This is a genomic window from Catellatospora sp. IY07-71 (assembly GCF_018326265.1).
Lineage (GTDB): Bacteria > Actinomycetota > Actinomycetes > Mycobacteriales > Micromonosporaceae > Catellatospora.
Map to the genome: position 1 here is coordinate 2,451,029 of NZ_AP023360.1, position 15,766 is coordinate 2,466,794.

Consider the following 15,766-nt stretch of genomic DNA (forward strand, 5'->3'; position numbering starts at 1 on the left):
GGCTTAACGATCATTCAGCCGTACAGGCCGCGCGGCCTGCGACGACGGCTCAGTGGCCGTTTCCAGGCTCGACCAGCTCCACCAGGACGCCGCCCGCGTCCTTGGGATGCACGAAGTTGATCCGGGAGTTCGCGGTGCCGCGCTTCGGGGCGTCGTAGAGCAGGCGCACGCCCCGCTCGCGCAGCGCGGCGCAGGTCGCGTCGATGTCGGCGACGGTGTACGCCATCTGCTGCATTCCGGGCCCCGAGCGCTCCAGGAACTTCCCGATGGGCGAGTCCGCCCGCAGCGGCGCGAGCAGCTGCACGGCGCCGCCCGCCGGGTCCGGCCCGACCTGGAGCATCGCCTCGCGGACGCCCTGCTCCTCGTTGGTCTCGGTGTGCGTGCAGGTCATGCCGAACGTACCTTCGTAGAAGGCGATGGCGGCGTCGAGATCCGGCACGGCGATCCCGACGTGGTCGATGCGCAGCAGGCCGACGAAGTGTGACGAAGTGTCCTGTGATGAGGTCGACAGGGATGCTGGTTCGCTCATGCGGTTAGTCTGACCGAACCATCGTTAAGGCGATACGTGAACCAGGCCACTCGGAGGGGTACCACCATGACTTCTGTGATCGTGAGCGGAGCGCGCACCCCGATGGGCCGCCTCCTCGGCAACCTCAAGGACCTGTCCGCGACGCAGCTCGGCACGGTCGCCATCAAGGCCGCCCTGGAGCGCGCCGGGATCGCCCCCGACCAGGTCCAGTACGTGATCATGGGCCAGGTGCTGCAGGCCGGCGGCGGCCAGATCACCGCCCGCCAGGCCGCCGTCGGCGCCGGCGTCCCGATGAGCGTCCCCGCGCTCACCATCAACAAGGTCTGCCTTTCCGGCCTCGACGCGATCGCGCTGGCCGACCAGCTCATCCGCGCCGGCGAGTTCGACATCGTGGTGGCCGGCGGCATGGAGTCCATGACCAACGCCCCGCACCTGCTCGTCGGCCAGCGCACCGGCTACAAGTACGGCGACGTCACGGTCAAGGACCACATGGCGCACGACGGCCTGTCCGACGCCTGGGACGCCTGCTCGATGGGCGAGTCGACCGAGCGCCACAACGGCCGCTACGCGATCACCCGCGAGGAGCAGGACGCCTTCGCCGCCGCGTCGCACCAGCGCGCCGCCGCCGCGATCAAGGACGGCCGCTTCGCCGAGGAGATCGCCCCGGTCACCATCCCGGCCCGCAAGGGCGACCCGATCGTGATCAGCGAGGACGAGGGCGTACGCCCCGATACCACCGCGGAAGGGCTCGGCAAGCTGCGCCCGGCGTTCGCCAAGGACGGCACCATCACCGCCGGCTCCTCCTCGCCGATCTCCGACGGCGCCGCCGCGGTGGTCGTCATGAGCAAGGCCAAGGCGCAGGAGCTGGGCCTGACCTGGCTCGCCGAGATCGGCGCGCACGGCAACGTGGCCGGCCCGGACAACTCCCTGCACGCCCAGCCGTCCAACGCCATCAAGCAGGCGCTGGCCAAGGAGGGCCTGACCGCCGCCGACCTCGACCTGGTCGAGATCAACGAGGCGTTCGCCGCGGTCGGCATCCAGTCCACCCGCGAGCTGGGCATCTCCCCGGAGATCGTGAACGTCAACGGCGGCGCGATCGCGCTGGGCCACCCGATCGGCATGTCCGGCGCCCGGCTCGCGCTGACCCTGGCCCTGGAGCTCAAGCGCCGCGGCGGCGGCACCGGCGCGGCCGCGCTGTGCGGCGGCGGCGGCCAGGGCGACGCCCTGATCCTCAAGGTCCCCGCCTGACCTTGTATATAGGTGCGCCGCCCGGCACTCGTCCGGGCGGCGCAGCCGTTCCTTGATCCCTTCGAGCTTCTGCGAAATGGTTGGCCCATGACCGAGCCGAGTGTGTCGTCCCCGTCCCCGGTGCAGGACCTGATCGAGCGGGCCCGCGGCGGTGAGGCCAGGGCGGTGGCCCGGCTGATCACCCTCGTCGAGTCGGGGTCGGCGGCGCTGCCGGAGATCGCGTCGACGCTCGCCCCGAGCGCGGGCGCCGCGATGGTGGTGGGCCTGACCGGCTCGCCCGGCGTGGGCAAGTCGACCACCACCAACGAGCTGGTACGCGCCTTCCGTGCGGCGGGCCAGCGGGTCGCGGTGCTCGCCATCGACCCGTCGAGCCCGTACACCGGCGGCGCGATCCTCGGCGACCGGGTGCGCATGCAGGACCACGCCACCGATCCCGGCGTCTACATCCGCTCCATGTCCAGCCGGGGCCACCTCGGCGGGCTCTCGGCGGCCACCCCGGCGGCGGTACGCGTGCTGGCCGGGGTCGGGTTCGACGTGGTGCTCGTGGAGACCGTCGGCGTCGGGCAGGCGGAGGTCGAGATCGCCTCGCTGGCCGACACCACGCTGGTGCTGCTCGCGCCCGGCATGGGCGACGCGATCCAGGCGGTCAAGGCGGGCATCCTGGAGATCGCCGACATCTTCGTGATCAACAAGGCCGACCGGGACGGCGTCGAGGCCACCCACCGCGACATCCAGGGCATGATCGCGCTCGGCGGCGCCGACCGCGGCCCCGGCGACTGGCGTCCCCGCGTGGTCAAGGCGGTCGCCGCGAAGGCCGAGGGCATCGACGGCATCGTCGCCGCGATCGAGGAGCACCGCACCTGGCTGGTCGACACCGGCCAGCTCACCGAGCGCCGCCGCCGCCGGGCCGCCGCCGAGATCGAGGCGATCGCCCTGGGCCAGCTGCGCGCCCGCTTCGCCGAACTCCCCGGCGCCGGCCTCGCCGCCCTCGCCGACAAGGTCGTCACCGGCACCCTCGACCCCCACACCGCCGCCACCCAGCTCCTCGACGACCTCGTCTGACCCGCCGCCGCCAAGATCGCGTCGATCTTGCGCGAAGTGTTGGTGATCCGTCCCTTTCGGGCGTGTGGTACCCACAGTTCGTGCAAGATCGTCAGCGGGGGGTGAGGGCGGGGGAGCGGGCTGGTAACGATAGGTGAAGCGGCTTCACGGGTGTACTGACCAATCGCTAAGGTGTCGGGGCACATAGGGCTCTTACACGTGGAGGCGACGGTGGCCGGTTGGTCCGTCATGCTGCGGGGCATCCGGCACCGCTCCGGCCGGTCGCTGGTGGTGCTGTCGCTCGCGGCGTTCGCCACGGCCGCCGCGGTGCTGGCTCCGGCGTACGGGCGCGCGGCGCAGCAGTCGGTGCTCACCGACGCGCTGAGCGCGGCCCCGGCCACCGCCGCCGCGGTCACCGTCACCGCGGACGGCAGCGCCGACACGGCCGAGGCGGCGCACCAGCCGGTCGGTGACACGCAGGCCGTCGTCGGCGGAGCGCTGGCCCGGTCGCCGCGGCTGTCCGCCGTGCTGGACCGGCCCGTCGGCGCGGTCAGCACCGAGACGTCGCTGAACACCGCCGGCGGGTCCCGTTTCGCCGCCCGGCTGGCCTGGCACCAGGGCGCCTGCGCGCACCTGCGGATCACCGGCGACTGCGCCATCGACGCCGAGCAGGTGATGCTCTCCGAGCGCGCCGCGGCCGAGGCCGGCGTCGAGGTCGGCGACAAGATCACGGTACGCCCGGCGCAGGGCGCCGCCGCGAACCGCAGCTACGAGGTCGTGGGCCTGTACACCCCGCTCGCGCCGCAGGAGGCGCACTGGGGCAACAACGGCTACTTCGCGCAGGGCCAGTCCGGCGGCGAGGGCGCGGCGCGGCTGGACGCCGTGTTCGCCGGCGCCGAGGACGACGTGCAGCTCGGCGACGCCGTGCCGGTCAGCCTGTCCATCACCTACCCGCTGCGCCCGGAGCTGGTCCGCCTCGACGACGTGGGCGCGCTGCGCAGCGAGCTGGGCGCGCTCGGGCTGACCCTGAACGCGTCCGAGCTGCAGGTCGAGACGGCGCTGCCGGCCATCGTCGAGGACGCCGCGCGGGATCAGGACGCCCTCGCCCGGACCGTGCCGATCATCGCGGTCCCGCTGGTGCTGCTCGCCTTCGTCGTGCTGCTGATGCTGGTCGCGGCGCTGACCGAGGAGCGCGGCCCGGAGCTGGCGCTGGCCCGGCTGCGCGGTTACGGCAGCGGCGGCACCATCCGCTTCGGGCTCGGCGAGACCCTGTTCCTGATCGTGCTGGGCGCACCGCTCGGCCTCGCCGCCGGGCTGGGCGCGGTCGAGCTGGCCGCCCGGACCGTGCTCGCCGACGGGGTGCACATCGAGCCGCGCTGGCCGGTGTTCGCGGCGGCCGTCGGCGGCCTGGTGCTGGCCTGCGCCGCGGCCTGGCTGGCCGCCCGCGCCACGCTCGGCCGCAGCGTGCTGGGCCTGCTGCGGCGGGTCCCGCAGCGCGGCACCTGGCGGGCCGGGATGCTGGAGGGCGTGGCCGCCGCGCTGGCGATCGCCTCGCTGGCCGCCGCCCTGCGCGACCGCTCCGCCCCGCTGGCCCTGCTCGCCCCGGCCGCGCTGGCCATCGTCGCGGGCGTGCTCGCCGGGCGGCTGCTGAACCTGTGGTCGCGGGCCCGGCTCGGGCTGGCCCGGCGCCGCGGCAGGCTGCCCGCGATGCTGTCCGCCGCGCAGCTGTCCCGCCGCCCCGGTGCCGCCCGCACCGTCGCCGTGCTGACCGCGGCCGTGGCGCTGCTGACCTTCTCCGCCACCGCGTGGGACGTGGCCGCCGACGCCCGTGCGCAGCGCGCCGACGACGCGGTGGGCGCGCCCACGGTGTACGCCGTCTCCGCCGCCCACCCGCAGGCGCTGGTCGACGCGCTGGCCGTGGCCGACCCGACGAACCACTCGATGGCCGTGGTCCGCGCCGACGAGCTCTACAACAACCAGCGCGTCGAGCTGATCGGGGTGCAGTCGGAGCGGCTGCCCGCCGTCGCGATCTGGCGCGGGCACGACGACGCGGCCCTGTCCACGCTGGCCGGCCGCCTGCGCGCGGACGCCGGGCAGCCCGCGGAGGTGACCGGATCGCTGACGGTGCGGGTGGCCGTGGCCGAGCTCGGCGACACCCCCGCCCGGCTGGGCGTGCTGGTGTCCACCCCCGGCGAGCCGCCCCGGGTGGTGTGGTTCGAGCGGCTGCGCAAGGGCACCCGGGACTACACCGCCGCCGTGGCCGGCTGCGCCGACGGCGGCTGCCGCCTGGTCGGCCTGGCCGTGGGGCGCGACGGCGGCGAGAGCGGCCCGGTCGAGGCCGCGCTGACCGTGCAGGAGCTGCGCTCGGGCGGCCAGCCGCTGGCGCTGCGCTACGGCACCGCGTCGGCCTGGAAGTTCCTGGTCGACCGCGCCCCGAACGCCACCGTGAAGGTCACCGCCGGGGTGCAGCTCGGCGTCAGCGTCAACTCGGCCGACCAGGGCGACGTGCTGATCTCCTACCAGGACGGCCCGCAGGAGCTGCCGGCGGTGCTCGCGGGCGCCGCGCCGAGCAGCGACGACCCCGAGCACTTCGACCTGCCCGGCTTCGCCGAGGCGCCGCAGTCGTTCGCCGTACTGGAGAAGGCCGACCTGCTGCCCCGCGCAGGCGAGCACGGCCTGCTGTTCGACCTGGACCTCGCGGTGCGCGCCGCCTCGGTGACGCAGAGCCTGGCCGACGCGACCGACCTGCGCTACGAGGTGTGGGCCGCCGCGGACGCCCCGGCCGACCTGGCGACCAAGCTCGCCGCGTCGGGCGTACGCGTGCTGCGCACCGAGACCGTGCCGGACGAGCTGGACCGGCTCGGCCGCCGCGCACCCGCCCTCGGCCTGCGCCTCTACCTGCTGGCCGGCATCGCCGCGGCGCTGCTCGCGCTGGGCGTGCTGGCACTGAGCACCCGCCTGGGCGCCGGCGAGCGCCGCGCCGAGCTGGCCGCGCTCCGGGTCACCGGCGTACGCCCCGGCGTGCTGCGCCGCGGCCTGCGCCGGGAACGGCTCGCCCTGCTCGGCCTGCCGATCCTGGTCGGCCTGCTGGTCGGCGTCGGCGCGGCCGCGCTGATGCTGCCCGGCATCCCGCTGGTCACCGTCGGCACGGCGGGCGCGCCCGGCCTGGCCGGGGACGTGCTCGGCGCGCTGGTGCCGAGCCTGGCCCCGGACGCGCTGCCGCTGGCCGTCGTGGGCGCGCTGCTGGTGCTCCTGCTGGCGGTGCTGCGCGGCGGGCGTCTGGTCAAGCGGGCCACCCCCGAACTCATCCGAGGAGGCAACCGGTGAACGGCTCGGTGACCTGTCGCGGCCTGGTCTACATCTACCGGCTGGAGGGGTACGACGTGGTCGCCCTCGGCGGGGTGGACCTGGACATCGCACCCGGCGAGTCGGTGGCGCTGCTGGGGCCGTCCGGCTCCGGCAAGTCCACGCTGCTCTCGCTGCTCGCGGGCCTCATCCGCCCGGCCGCCGGGCGGGCCACCGTCGGCGACACCGACCTGGCCAAGGCCACCGAGGCCGAGCTGGCCAAGATGCGGGCCACCGAGGTCGGCGTGGTGCTGCAGGGCGCCGAGCGCAACCTGCTGCCGTACCTGACCGCAGAGCAGAACGTGCGCTTCGCCCAGCGCGCCGCCCGCAACCACGGCGTCACCGGCCTGCCCGCCCCGCGCGACGTGCTCGCCCTGGTCGGCCTGCTCGGCGTACGCGGCCGGCTGCGCCAGCGCCCGCACGAGCTGACCCCCGGCGAACGGCAGCGCCTGGCGCTGGCCGTGGCGCTGGCGCACAAGCCCGGCCTGCTGCTGGCCGACGAGCCCACCAGCCAGCTCGACTCGGTGGCCCGGGACGAGGTCATCGCGTCGCTGGAGGCGGTGCGCCGGGCCGGCACCACCGTCGTCGTGGTCACCCACGACCCGGAGGTCGGTGCCGGGATGGGCCGCCAGGTCACCATCCGCGACGGCCGCGTCGGCGGCGAGGGCAGCCTCGGCGAGGAGTTCGCCGTGGTCGGCCGGGACGGCTCGGTGCACCTGCCGCCGGAGGTGCTGGCGCTGCTGCCGCCCGGCACCCGCGTCCGGGTGCACCCGCGCCCCGACGGCACGGTGCTGCTCGCCGCGGCACAGGCCACCGCGCCGCAGTCCGCCGACGAGTTCGAGCCGGGCGACGACGCGCCCGTGTACGCCCGGCACGCCGCGCCCGTCCCCGACTACTCCCGTGAGGTGGCCTGATGAGCCGAACGCTGCTCGCCGAGCGGATCACCATGGCGTACACCCGGGACCGCGCCGTGCTGCGCGACCTCTCCGCCGCCGCGCAGCCGGGCCGCATCCTGGCCGTGACCGGCGCGTCCGGCGCGGGCAAGACCACCCTGCTGTGGGCGCTGGCCGGGCTGCTGCGCCCAGCCGAGGGCCGGGTCAGCCTGGACGGCACCCCGGTGCGCGACCGTGATCACGCGGTGGACCAGGGCATCGTGCTGATCCCGCAGCACAACGGCCTCGCCCCGACCCTCACCGCGTCCGAGAACATCCTCGTCGCGCTCGTGTCGGCGGGCATGCGCGCGGCCGACGCGCGCCGCCTCACCGCCGACGCGCTCGCCCAGGTGGGCCTGGCCAACCAGGCCGAGCAGCTGGTCGAGGAGCTGTCCGGCGGGCAGCAGCAGCGTACGGCGATCGCCCGGGGCCTGGCCCTGCGCGGCAGCGTGCTGCTGGCCGACGAGGTGACCAGCGAGCTGGACGCGGCCAACCGCCAGCAGGTGCTCACGCTGCTGCGCGCGGAGGCGGACCGGGGCGCGGCGGTCGTCTTCGCCACCCACGACCCGCAGGCCGCCGCCGCCTGCGACGCCGAACTCCACCTCGTCGACGGCCACGCCACCGCCCCCGTCCACTGAGGACGCCGCACCCTTCACCCGCTTGCCGTACGCAGGTAGTTTCGCTCTCATGAGTCGCGCCGCCGTGCTTCGGGAGAAGGCGTCCTTCGGGTTCTGGTGGCTGTGCATCGCCGCCGTCGCGCTGGGCTGGATGTGGCTTGGCGCCCTGCTCGTGCGGGAGCTCGGCGCGGACTCCGTGGCGCGTACGGGCTGGGTCGGCGTGCCCGGCAACGTCGTCGTATCCCACTGCGCCTCGGAGATCATCGACCAGGAGACCGCGACGGAGTGGACGGACTGCGCCGGATGGTTCACCCCTGCGGACGGCTCGGCACCCGCCCGCACCGTCGGCATGTCGAACACGGGCGGGGAGATCGCCCCGGGCACCTCCGTCGACGTGCGGCTGGTCGGTGACCTGGCGTACCAGCAGTCGTGGTTCCGCGCGGGCATGGGCGCGGCCGGCGCGCTGCTGTTCGCCGCTCTGGGCGGCATCCCCATCGCGGCGGCGGTGATGAGCCTCTACGGCCTGACGGACCGCGCCGAGCGCTCGCCCCTCGAGCCAGGCGTCCAGGCCGCACTCTTCGCGACGATCGCCGTCACCGCCGAGTCCCTCCTCACCCTGCTACTCGACCACTGTCACCTGCTCTGACCCACCCGTGGACTAATGCTCGAACACCGCACCGCGAAGATCGCGAGTTCGTGTCGAAAGCTGTGGTCAGAGCCCACAAATCGACACGAACTCGCGATCATCACCGCAAACCGCGTGGCGTCAGCGGGAGTAGACCTCGAACTCCCAGAGGGAGTAACCGTATGAGGTGGCGCGCTGGACACCCTGCATGCGGACGTAGCGGGCGTTCACCGGCGTGAAGGCGTCCACGTCGACGCCGCCGTTGCCGGTGGTGGTGGTGAAGGCGGTGGTCCAGTTGGTGCCGTCGGTGGAGACGTCGATGCGGTACGAGCGCCCGTATGCCGCCTCCCAACGCAGGATCACCCGGCCGACGGACTTGACGCTGCCCAGGTCCACCTGGATGTAGCGGCTGTCGGCGTAGCTGCTGCTCCACCGCGACTGCGGGTTGCCGTCCACGGCGTTGCCGACGGGGTAGAACAGCTGGCTGCCGTTCGCGGACACCGGCCGCCCCTGGGCCAGGTTGGTGATGTCCTGGCCGCGCCGGGCCTGGAACGACACCACCTGCTGGTACGTCGGCCGGTTCTGCCAGGCGGTCAGCGGTGCGGTGATGCCGCCGAGCGCGGACTGCAGGATCGCGTCCGCGCACCACTGGTCACCGGCGGCGCAGTGGTCGTCGCCGGGGTAGACGGCGCTCGCCGCCTGCCCGTTCGCGGTGCCGAGGGTGGCCAGCAGCATCGACCGGCAGGCGCTGAGCACCCCGTTGCCGCAGTACGCGCGGCCGAGGCCGCCCGCCACCGGGTCGCCGAGCACGGCCCGGATGTCCTTGTCGACGTACCCCCACCAGCCGTGCTGGTAGGACGAGCCCTTGTGGGCCTGCGCGGAGTTGAGCGAGCCGGGCAGGCTGGAGCCGGGACCGTTCTGGCCGCCGGAGGGCGACTCGTTGATGCTCATCGCGTCGACGAGCGCGTTGTAGAGCCCGTCGCCGAGCGCGGCCTGGAACTGGCCGCTGACCAGCAGCGGCCACCACGCGTCGAAGATGCGGATCGCGTCGGCGTGGGCGTAGACCTTGGAGCCGGGCGAGGTCTCCACGCGACGCGCCCCGGCCTGCTGCCATGCTTTGAGCTTGGCGACGGCCGCGGCCAGGGTGGGATCGGTGACGGCCTGGCTCTCGACGACCCGGAGCAGGTCGTCGAGCACCTTCCAGCCGCGCAGGTCGGTGACGCCCGCGTTCTCGACGAGCCTGGTCAGCGACGCCCGGTCGAACTTCTGGCCGCTCGCGAGCGCGGCCTTGAGCGGGGCGTCGAGCAGGTCGCCGCGGTGCACCGAGCCGAAGCTGAAGTCGCCGTCGGCCGCCCCGAAGTCCTTGGCCTGCCGGTTGTTCCAGCTGATGTAGTAGTCCTGGTTCACCGACTGCGGGTGCGTGCTGTTCGGCGCGTACACCGCGGTGTTGTTCGCCGGGTTGTAGCCCTGCCACTCGTAGGCGGCGTCGCCGCGTACCGGCAGATTCTGGTTGTGGCCCGGCGCCCGCACGGGATTGTTGCCGGCCATGAAGTAGGCGGTGTCGGTCGAGTTCACGTAGAACCAGTTGAAGGAGTAGCCGACGTTGGCGGCGGCGGCCTTGAAGTCGGCCGGGGTGCCCATGGCCGCCGGGTCGTTGAACATCTGGAAGCCGATGGCCGAGTCGGCCTCGTGCCGGTAGGTGGAGCGCAGGTGGGTGAAGGCGTGCGGGACGCCGCCGACCCTGGCCCGCCAGGCGACCAGGCCGAGCTTGGTCCGGTACGTGATCAGCTTGTACGAGCCCGCGGCGGTGCCGTCGGCCGTGGTCGGCGTCCAGGCGTTGGTGTGCGACAGCTCCTCCATCGCCGTGCAGGCGCCCCGGTAGAGGTACTTGTTGCTGTTCAGCGTGGGTGCGGTGCCGTCGGTGGTGCACAGCGGCAGGGCGTACGTGTCGGTGATGTCGTGCGCGGCCGAGGTGGCGCTCCACGCGTAGTCCTGCCCGCGCCCGAGCAGCACGTACAGGTTGAGCCCGGCGAACGCCGCGCCGCGGGCGCTGATGCCGGGGCCCTGCAGCTCCTGCACCATGAGCAGCTGGGGCGAGAAGTAGCCGGTCTGCGGTCCGAACACGGCGATCGGGTGGCCGGACTTGGAGTGCGCGGCGGAGACCACGGCGGCGTTGGACATGCCCTTGCCGTTCGGGCCGATGGTGAGGCTGCCCAGCGCGGCGGCGATGTCGGACTTCGCGGTGACCGAGCTGTTCGCCGAGCCGGTCGGGTTGGCCGTGACCGGCTCGACCACGGCCGAGCCCGCGTCGGGCAGCACGACCCCGGCCGCGTCGTCGGCCGCGCCGTACGGGAAGCTGGTGCCGTCGTGCACGGTGAGCACGGCCTCCGGGTCGGTGCGGGAGCGGAACGCGTTCCACACCGCGTCGCCCTCGGCGGCGCCGTAGCGGGCGCGGGCGGCCACCCGGACCAGCGCGGACTCCATCTCCTTGCCGCCGCCCCCGCCGAACAGGCCGCCGACCACGCCCGCGACGGCGATGAGGTCGGTCATGGTGAAGTTCACCGGGCCGCCCTCGTTGGTGATCGCGTCGAGGTGGCCGGTGAGCACGTACTCGCCGGGGCAGTCGCGGTCGGCCATGCACTGGGCGATGTACGCGTTCACGCCCGCGATGTAGTTGCTGACGTCGTCGTAGAGCTGCGCGCCCCGGGCGCCGAGCGTGCGCAGCGCGTCGACCTGCGCCTGGAGGTCGGCCTCGGTGTAGGGCGCGTTGCGCCAGACGCTCTGCTCCAGCGAGCGGTTGCCCGCCGCGCCCCCGGCGAAGGGGGTGAGCGTGCCCCGGCCCACGTGCCGGAGCAGGTCCATGGTGAACAGCCGGTCCTCGGCCCCGGCGAAGCCGGCCCCGTACAGGGTCCCGGCGCGGGTGGTGCCGGTGACGTGCGGCGTGCCGGTGGCCTTGTCGCGCACGATGGTCACGTCGGAGCGGGGGGAGTAGGTGCGCTCGGCCTGCCCGGCGGGCACCCCGAACGAGGCGTCGTTGAAGTACGCCGGGATCTGCTCGTCGGTGAGCCCGGCGTAGTTGTAGACCAGGTTGGCGTAGCGGTCGAGCTGGTCGGCCGAGTGCGCGGGCCGGGTGCCGAACGCCTGGTGGCCCAGGATGTCGACGAGGGTGGCGTTGCCGTTCTGGCCGGGCGGCAGGATGTCGGAGCACTCTGCCAGGCAATAGTCGTTCGGGGCGAGCACGGCCGCCGCGGCGGGCACCGCGGGCGGCCCGACGAGGGCGAAGGCACCGGCCGTGGCCAGGGCCGCAGCGGTGGCGAGGGAGCGTCCGGCCCGTGGGTACGGGCCGCTGGCGCGTCGGGACATGGGTGGATCCCTTCGGCGGGGGGACGGGGGACGGTCCGCTGTTCCGCATCGGACGGCCGGTCCACGCGCTGCCGGACGGGTGTTCGAGCCGTCGACGCACTTACATGAAGAGATTTCGTGTACCGGATGGTAACGAGGAATCCACGGGTGTGAAAGAGGTCACTCACCACTTGTTGACCGGCGGGTAGCCCAGGGCTTAGCGATCGTTCAGGGCTGCGGGCTACGCTGTGCTCGAAATCCTGTGATCCAGGTATCAAGACCCGGGAGGAAACGTGGACGCCAACGAGATCGCCGCAGGCCGCGAACGCTGGCAGCAGCGGTACGACAAGGCGCACAAGCGCCACGCGGACTTCACCACGCTCAGCGGCGTCGAGGTCGAGCCGCTCTACGGCCCGCCCGCCGGCGTGGACTACCCGGGTTTCGAGAACATCGGCTGGCCGGGCGAGTTCCCGTTCACCCGGGGCCTCTACCCGACCGGCTACCGGGGCCGGACCTGGACCATCCGCCAGTTCGCCGGGTTCGGCAACGCGGTGCAGACCAACGAGCGCTACAAGCTGATCCTCGGCGCGGGCGGCGGCGGCCTGTCGGTCGCCTTCGACATGCCGACCCTGATGGGCCGTGACTCCGACGACGCCCGCTCGCTGGGCGAGGTCGGCCACTGCGGCGTCGCCATCGACTCGGCCGCCGACATGGACGTGCTGTTCGACGGCATCAAGCTGCAGGACGTCACCACCTCGATGACCATCTCCGGCCCGGCCGTGCCGGTGTTCTGCATGTACCTGGTCGCCGCCGAGCGCCAGGGCGCCGATCTGAGCAAGCTTGACGGCACCCTGCAGACCGACATCTTCAAGGAGTACATCGCGCAGAAGGAGTGGCTGTTCGACCCCGAGCCGCACCTGCGCCTCATCGGCGACCTGATGGAGTACTGCGCGCACCACATCCCGAAGTACAAGCCGCTGTCGGTGTCGGGCTACCACATCCGCGAGGCCGGGGCGACCGCCGCGCAGGAGCTGGCGTACACGCTGGCCGACGGCTTCGGCTACGTCGAGCTGGGCCTGTCCCGCGGCCTGGACGTGAACGTGTTCGCGCCCGGCCTGAGCTTCTTCTTCGACGCGCACATCGACTTCTTCGAGGAGATCGCGAAGTTCCGCGCGGCCCGCCGCATCTGGGCCCGCTGGATGCGCGACGTGTACGGCGCCACCAGCGAGAAGGCCCAGTGGCTGCGCTTCCACACGCAGACCGCGGGCGTCTCGCTCACCGCTCAGCAGCCCGTCAACAACGTGGTGCGCACCGCGGTCGAGGCGCTGTCGGCCGTGCTCGGCGGCACCAACTCGCTGCACACCAACGCCCTGGACGAGACCCTCGCCCTGCCCACCGACGAGTCCGCCGAGATCGCGCTGCGTACCCAGCAGGTGCTGATGGAGGAGACCGGCGTGGTCAACGTGGCCGACCCGCTGGGCGGCTCCTGGTACGTCGAGGCGCTCACCGACAAGATCGAGGCCGAGGCCGAGGCGATCTTCCAGCGTATCAAGGACCGGGGCACCGACGGCACCATCACCAGCGGCATCCTGCGCGGCATCGAGGACGGCTGGTTCACCTCCGAGATCGCCGACTCGGCGTACACCTACCAGCGGGCGCTGGAGGAGGGCCTCAAGCGCATCGTCGGCGTCAACTGCCACACCGGCACCATCGCCAAGGAGCTGGAGATCATGCGGGTCTCCCACGAGGTGGAGCGCGAGCAGGTCAAGCTGCTCCAGGGCCGCCGCGCCGACCGCGACCAGGCCACCGTCGACGCCGCCCTCAAGAAGATGATCGAGGTCGCCCGCACCGGCGCCAACATGGTCCCCGCCATGCTCGACGCCTGCCGCGCCGAAGCCACCCTCGGCGAGATCTGCAACGCCCTGCGCGACGAGTGGGGCGTCTACCGCGAACCCGCGCGCTTCTAACCCTGCGTGGCGGCGATCTTGCGCGGGCTGTGGGTGCGACACGCCCAAAAGGGGCGAATCGCTAACAGCTCGCGCAAGATCGTCGTGATCATCGTGGCAGGGGGGAGCTTTGCGGGGGGTTCGTCACCGGCGTGGGAGACTGGGTAACCATGAGCGATCTCCGACCCGGACAGTCGATCTTCACGCGTGGCGCCGTGGACCTCGGCGCGCTGGCCGCCCGCAACCAGGCGGCCCAGTCCGCTGCCGCGCAGCAGCAGGCCGCGCCCGCGGCGAGCCAGGCCGGCGGCCCCGGCAACGGCGGTTTCCCCGGTGCGCCCGCGGGGGGCGGCGTCGTGGTGGACGTGACCGAGGCCAACGTCCAGGACGAGGTGCTGCAGCGGTCGATGACCACCCCGGTGGTGGTGGCGTTCCTGGCGCCGGGCTACCCCGAGGTGCAGCAGCTGGCCGACGCGCTGGCGCAGTTCAACGCCGCCGACGGCGGCTCCTGGGTGCTCGCCCGGGTGGACGTGCAGGCCGACCCGCGGCTGGCGGCCATGTTCCGGGTGCAGAGCGTGCCCACCGTGTACGCCGTGGTCGGCGGGCAGCCGATCGACGCGTTCGCCGGGCCGGTGCCCGCCGCGCAGCTGCGCCAGTGGCTCGACGCGGTGCTGCGCGCCGGCGGCGTCGAGGTGGCCGTGCCCGAGGACCCGCGCCTGGAGGCCGCCGACGAGGCACTGATCATGGGTGACCTCGACGAGGCCGAGCGGGCGTACCGCAAGATTCTTTCGGACTCGCCGAAGGACGCCGCGGCCGAGGCGGGCCTGGCCCACGTGGTGCTGGCCAAGCGGGTGGCCGGAGTGGACCCGCAGGCCGCGGTCGCCGCGGCCGACGCCGCGCCCGACGACGTGGCCGCGCAGCTGAAGGCGGCTGACATCGAGGTGCTGGCCGGTCAGGCGGAGCAGGCGTATCGGCGGCTGGTGGAACTGGTGCGCCGCGTCTACGGTGACGATCGGGAGGCGGTGCGGCAGCACCTCGTGTCGCTGTTCGCCGTCGCCGGGCCGGACGATCCCGCGGTGGCGACCGCGCGACGCGCCCTGGCCAGCGCTTTGTTCTAGACGGAAGAGGGCCCGGGGGAGAGGTGTATGCGCCGCATCGCGGTACTCGACGCGCCGTCGAACCTGGGCCTGCGCCCGCCGACCGAGACCTCCGTGCCCGGCTGCGCCAAGGCGCCCGGCGCGCTGCGCGACAAGGGGCTGCTCACCCGGCTCGACGCCCGGGACGCGGGCTGCCTGACGCCGCCGCGCTACGACCCGGGCGACTGGCGGCCCGGTGACGGCGTCGCGCACGCGGCGCAGATCCACTCGTACAGCGTGCGGCTGGCGGAGCGGATCGGCGCGATCGTGGACGGCGGCGAGTTCCCGCTGGTGCTCGGCGGGGACTGCTCGATCCTGCTGGGCTCGGCGCTGGCCATGCGCCGGCTCGGCGAGGAGGTCGGCGGCCGGATCGGGCTGGTCTTCGTGGACGGGCACTCCGACTTCCGGCACCCCGGCAACGCGCCGTACGTCGGCGCCGCCGCGGGCGAGGATCTCGCCCTGGTCACCGGCCGGGGCCAGACCGAGCTGGCCGGCATCGAGGGCCGCCGCCCCTACTTCCGCGACACCGACGTGGTCGTGCTCGGCATCCGCGAGCACGACGAGTACCGGCTCGATCTCCAGGCCGCCGGCTTCGCGGTCCGCCCCGCCACGGCCGTGCGCGCCGAGGGCGCCCGCCGCACCGCCCAGTGGGCCCGCGAGCGCCTGGCCGACTGCGCCGGCTACTGGGTGCACGTCGACGTCGACGTCCTCGACCCCGCCGTCATGCCCGCCGTCGACGCGCCCGAGGCGGGCGGCATCGCCCTCACCGAACTCGAACTCCTGCTGGCGGGCCTGGTCAACACCACCGACTGCCTGGGCATGGAGATCACCGTCTTCGACCCCGACCACGACCCCGACGGCCGCTACGCCACCGAACTCGTCGCCGCCCTCACCACCGGCCTGACCCCCCTCCTCCCGCCCAAACGCGCCGCCAAACCCCGCGTCCCCGCCCCCCGCAAGGCCACCCCCACCCCCCGCGCCGTCGCCTAGCCCCGGCTCCCCGGTCCC

General features: G+C 73.5%; 11 protein-coding genes. 9 read left to right on the plus strand and 2 right to left on the minus strand.

Annotated elements, in window-relative coordinates; all coding sequences use genetic code 11:
- Positions 1-49 precede the first annotated feature (49 nt).
- Complete coding sequence (gene mce / locus CS0771_RS11070) at positions 50-529, minus strand: methylmalonyl-CoA epimerase (RefSeq protein WP_212840898.1); 480 nt, start codon at positions 527-529, stop codon at positions 50-52.
- Between the two features lie 66 nt (positions 530-595).
- Between mce and CS0771_RS11075 the strand changes: the two genes are divergently transcribed.
- The 6 genes from CS0771_RS11075 (at position 596) to CS0771_RS11100 (ending at position 8,358) form a co-directional block, all read left to right on the plus strand.
- The gene (locus tag CS0771_RS11075; RefSeq protein WP_212840899.1) at positions 596-1,777 is read left to right on the plus strand and encodes an acetyl-CoA C-acetyltransferase; all 1,182 of its coding nucleotides are present in this window, start codon (positions 596-598) and stop codon (positions 1,775-1,777) included.
- An 87-nt stretch (positions 1,778-1,864) separates the two neighbouring features.
- The gene (gene meaB, locus CS0771_RS11080; RefSeq protein WP_212840900.1) at positions 1,865-2,839 is read left to right on the plus strand and encodes a methylmalonyl Co-A mutase-associated GTPase MeaB; all 975 of its coding nucleotides are present in this window, start codon (positions 1,865-1,867) and stop codon (positions 2,837-2,839) included.
- Between the two features lie 210 nt (positions 2,840-3,049).
- A complete protein-coding gene (locus CS0771_RS11085) occupies positions 3,050-6,145 on the plus strand; it encodes an FtsX-like permease family protein (RefSeq protein ID WP_212840901.1) in 3,096 nt (1,031 codons plus the stop codon).
- Positions 6,142-7,077 carry an ABC transporter ATP-binding protein gene (locus CS0771_RS11090; RefSeq protein WP_212840902.1) on the plus strand — a complete coding sequence of 312 codons (936 nt, stop codon included), beginning with the start codon at positions 6,142-6,144 and terminating at the stop codon, positions 7,075-7,077. Before CS0771_RS11085 ends, CS0771_RS11090 begins: the two co-directional genes overlap by 4 nt.
- The gene (locus CS0771_RS11095; protein ID WP_212840903.1) at positions 7,077-7,733 is read left to right on the plus strand and encodes an ABC transporter ATP-binding protein; all 657 of its coding nucleotides are present in this window, start codon (positions 7,077-7,079) and stop codon (positions 7,731-7,733) included. Before CS0771_RS11090 ends, CS0771_RS11095 begins: the two co-directional genes overlap by 1 nt.
- A 49-nt stretch (positions 7,734-7,782) precedes the next feature.
- Positions 7,783-8,358 (plus strand): hypothetical protein, encoded by a 576-nt coding sequence (locus CS0771_RS11100; RefSeq protein WP_212840904.1) that lies wholly within the window; start codon positions 7,783-7,785, stop codon positions 8,356-8,358.
- 120 nt (positions 8,359-8,478) lie between these two features.
- Here the strand turns inward: CS0771_RS11100 and CS0771_RS11105 are convergent, their stop codons facing one another.
- Complete coding sequence (locus tag CS0771_RS11105) at positions 8,479-11,700, minus strand: penicillin acylase family protein (RefSeq protein ID WP_212840905.1); 3,222 nt, start codon at positions 11,698-11,700, stop codon at positions 8,479-8,481.
- 272 nt (positions 11,701-11,972) lie between these two features.
- Between CS0771_RS11105 and CS0771_RS11110 the strand changes: the two genes are divergently transcribed.
- From CS0771_RS11110 to CS0771_RS11120, 3 genes are all read left to right on the plus strand, one after another.
- Complete coding sequence (locus tag CS0771_RS11110) at positions 11,973-13,646, plus strand: methylmalonyl-CoA mutase (protein WP_212840906.1); 1,674 nt, start codon at positions 11,973-11,975, stop codon at positions 13,644-13,646.
- 149 nt (positions 13,647-13,795) lie between these two features.
- Complete coding sequence (locus CS0771_RS11115; RefSeq protein WP_212840907.1) at positions 13,796-14,740, plus strand: tetratricopeptide repeat protein; 945 nt, start codon at positions 13,796-13,798, stop codon at positions 14,738-14,740.
- Positions 14,741-14,767: 27 nt separating this feature from the next.
- Positions 14,768-15,748, plus strand: coding sequence for an arginase family protein (locus CS0771_RS11120; RefSeq protein ID WP_212840908.1), 981 nt, complete (start codon positions 14,768-14,770; stop codon positions 15,746-15,748).
- Positions 15,749-15,766: the final 18 nt, after the last annotated feature.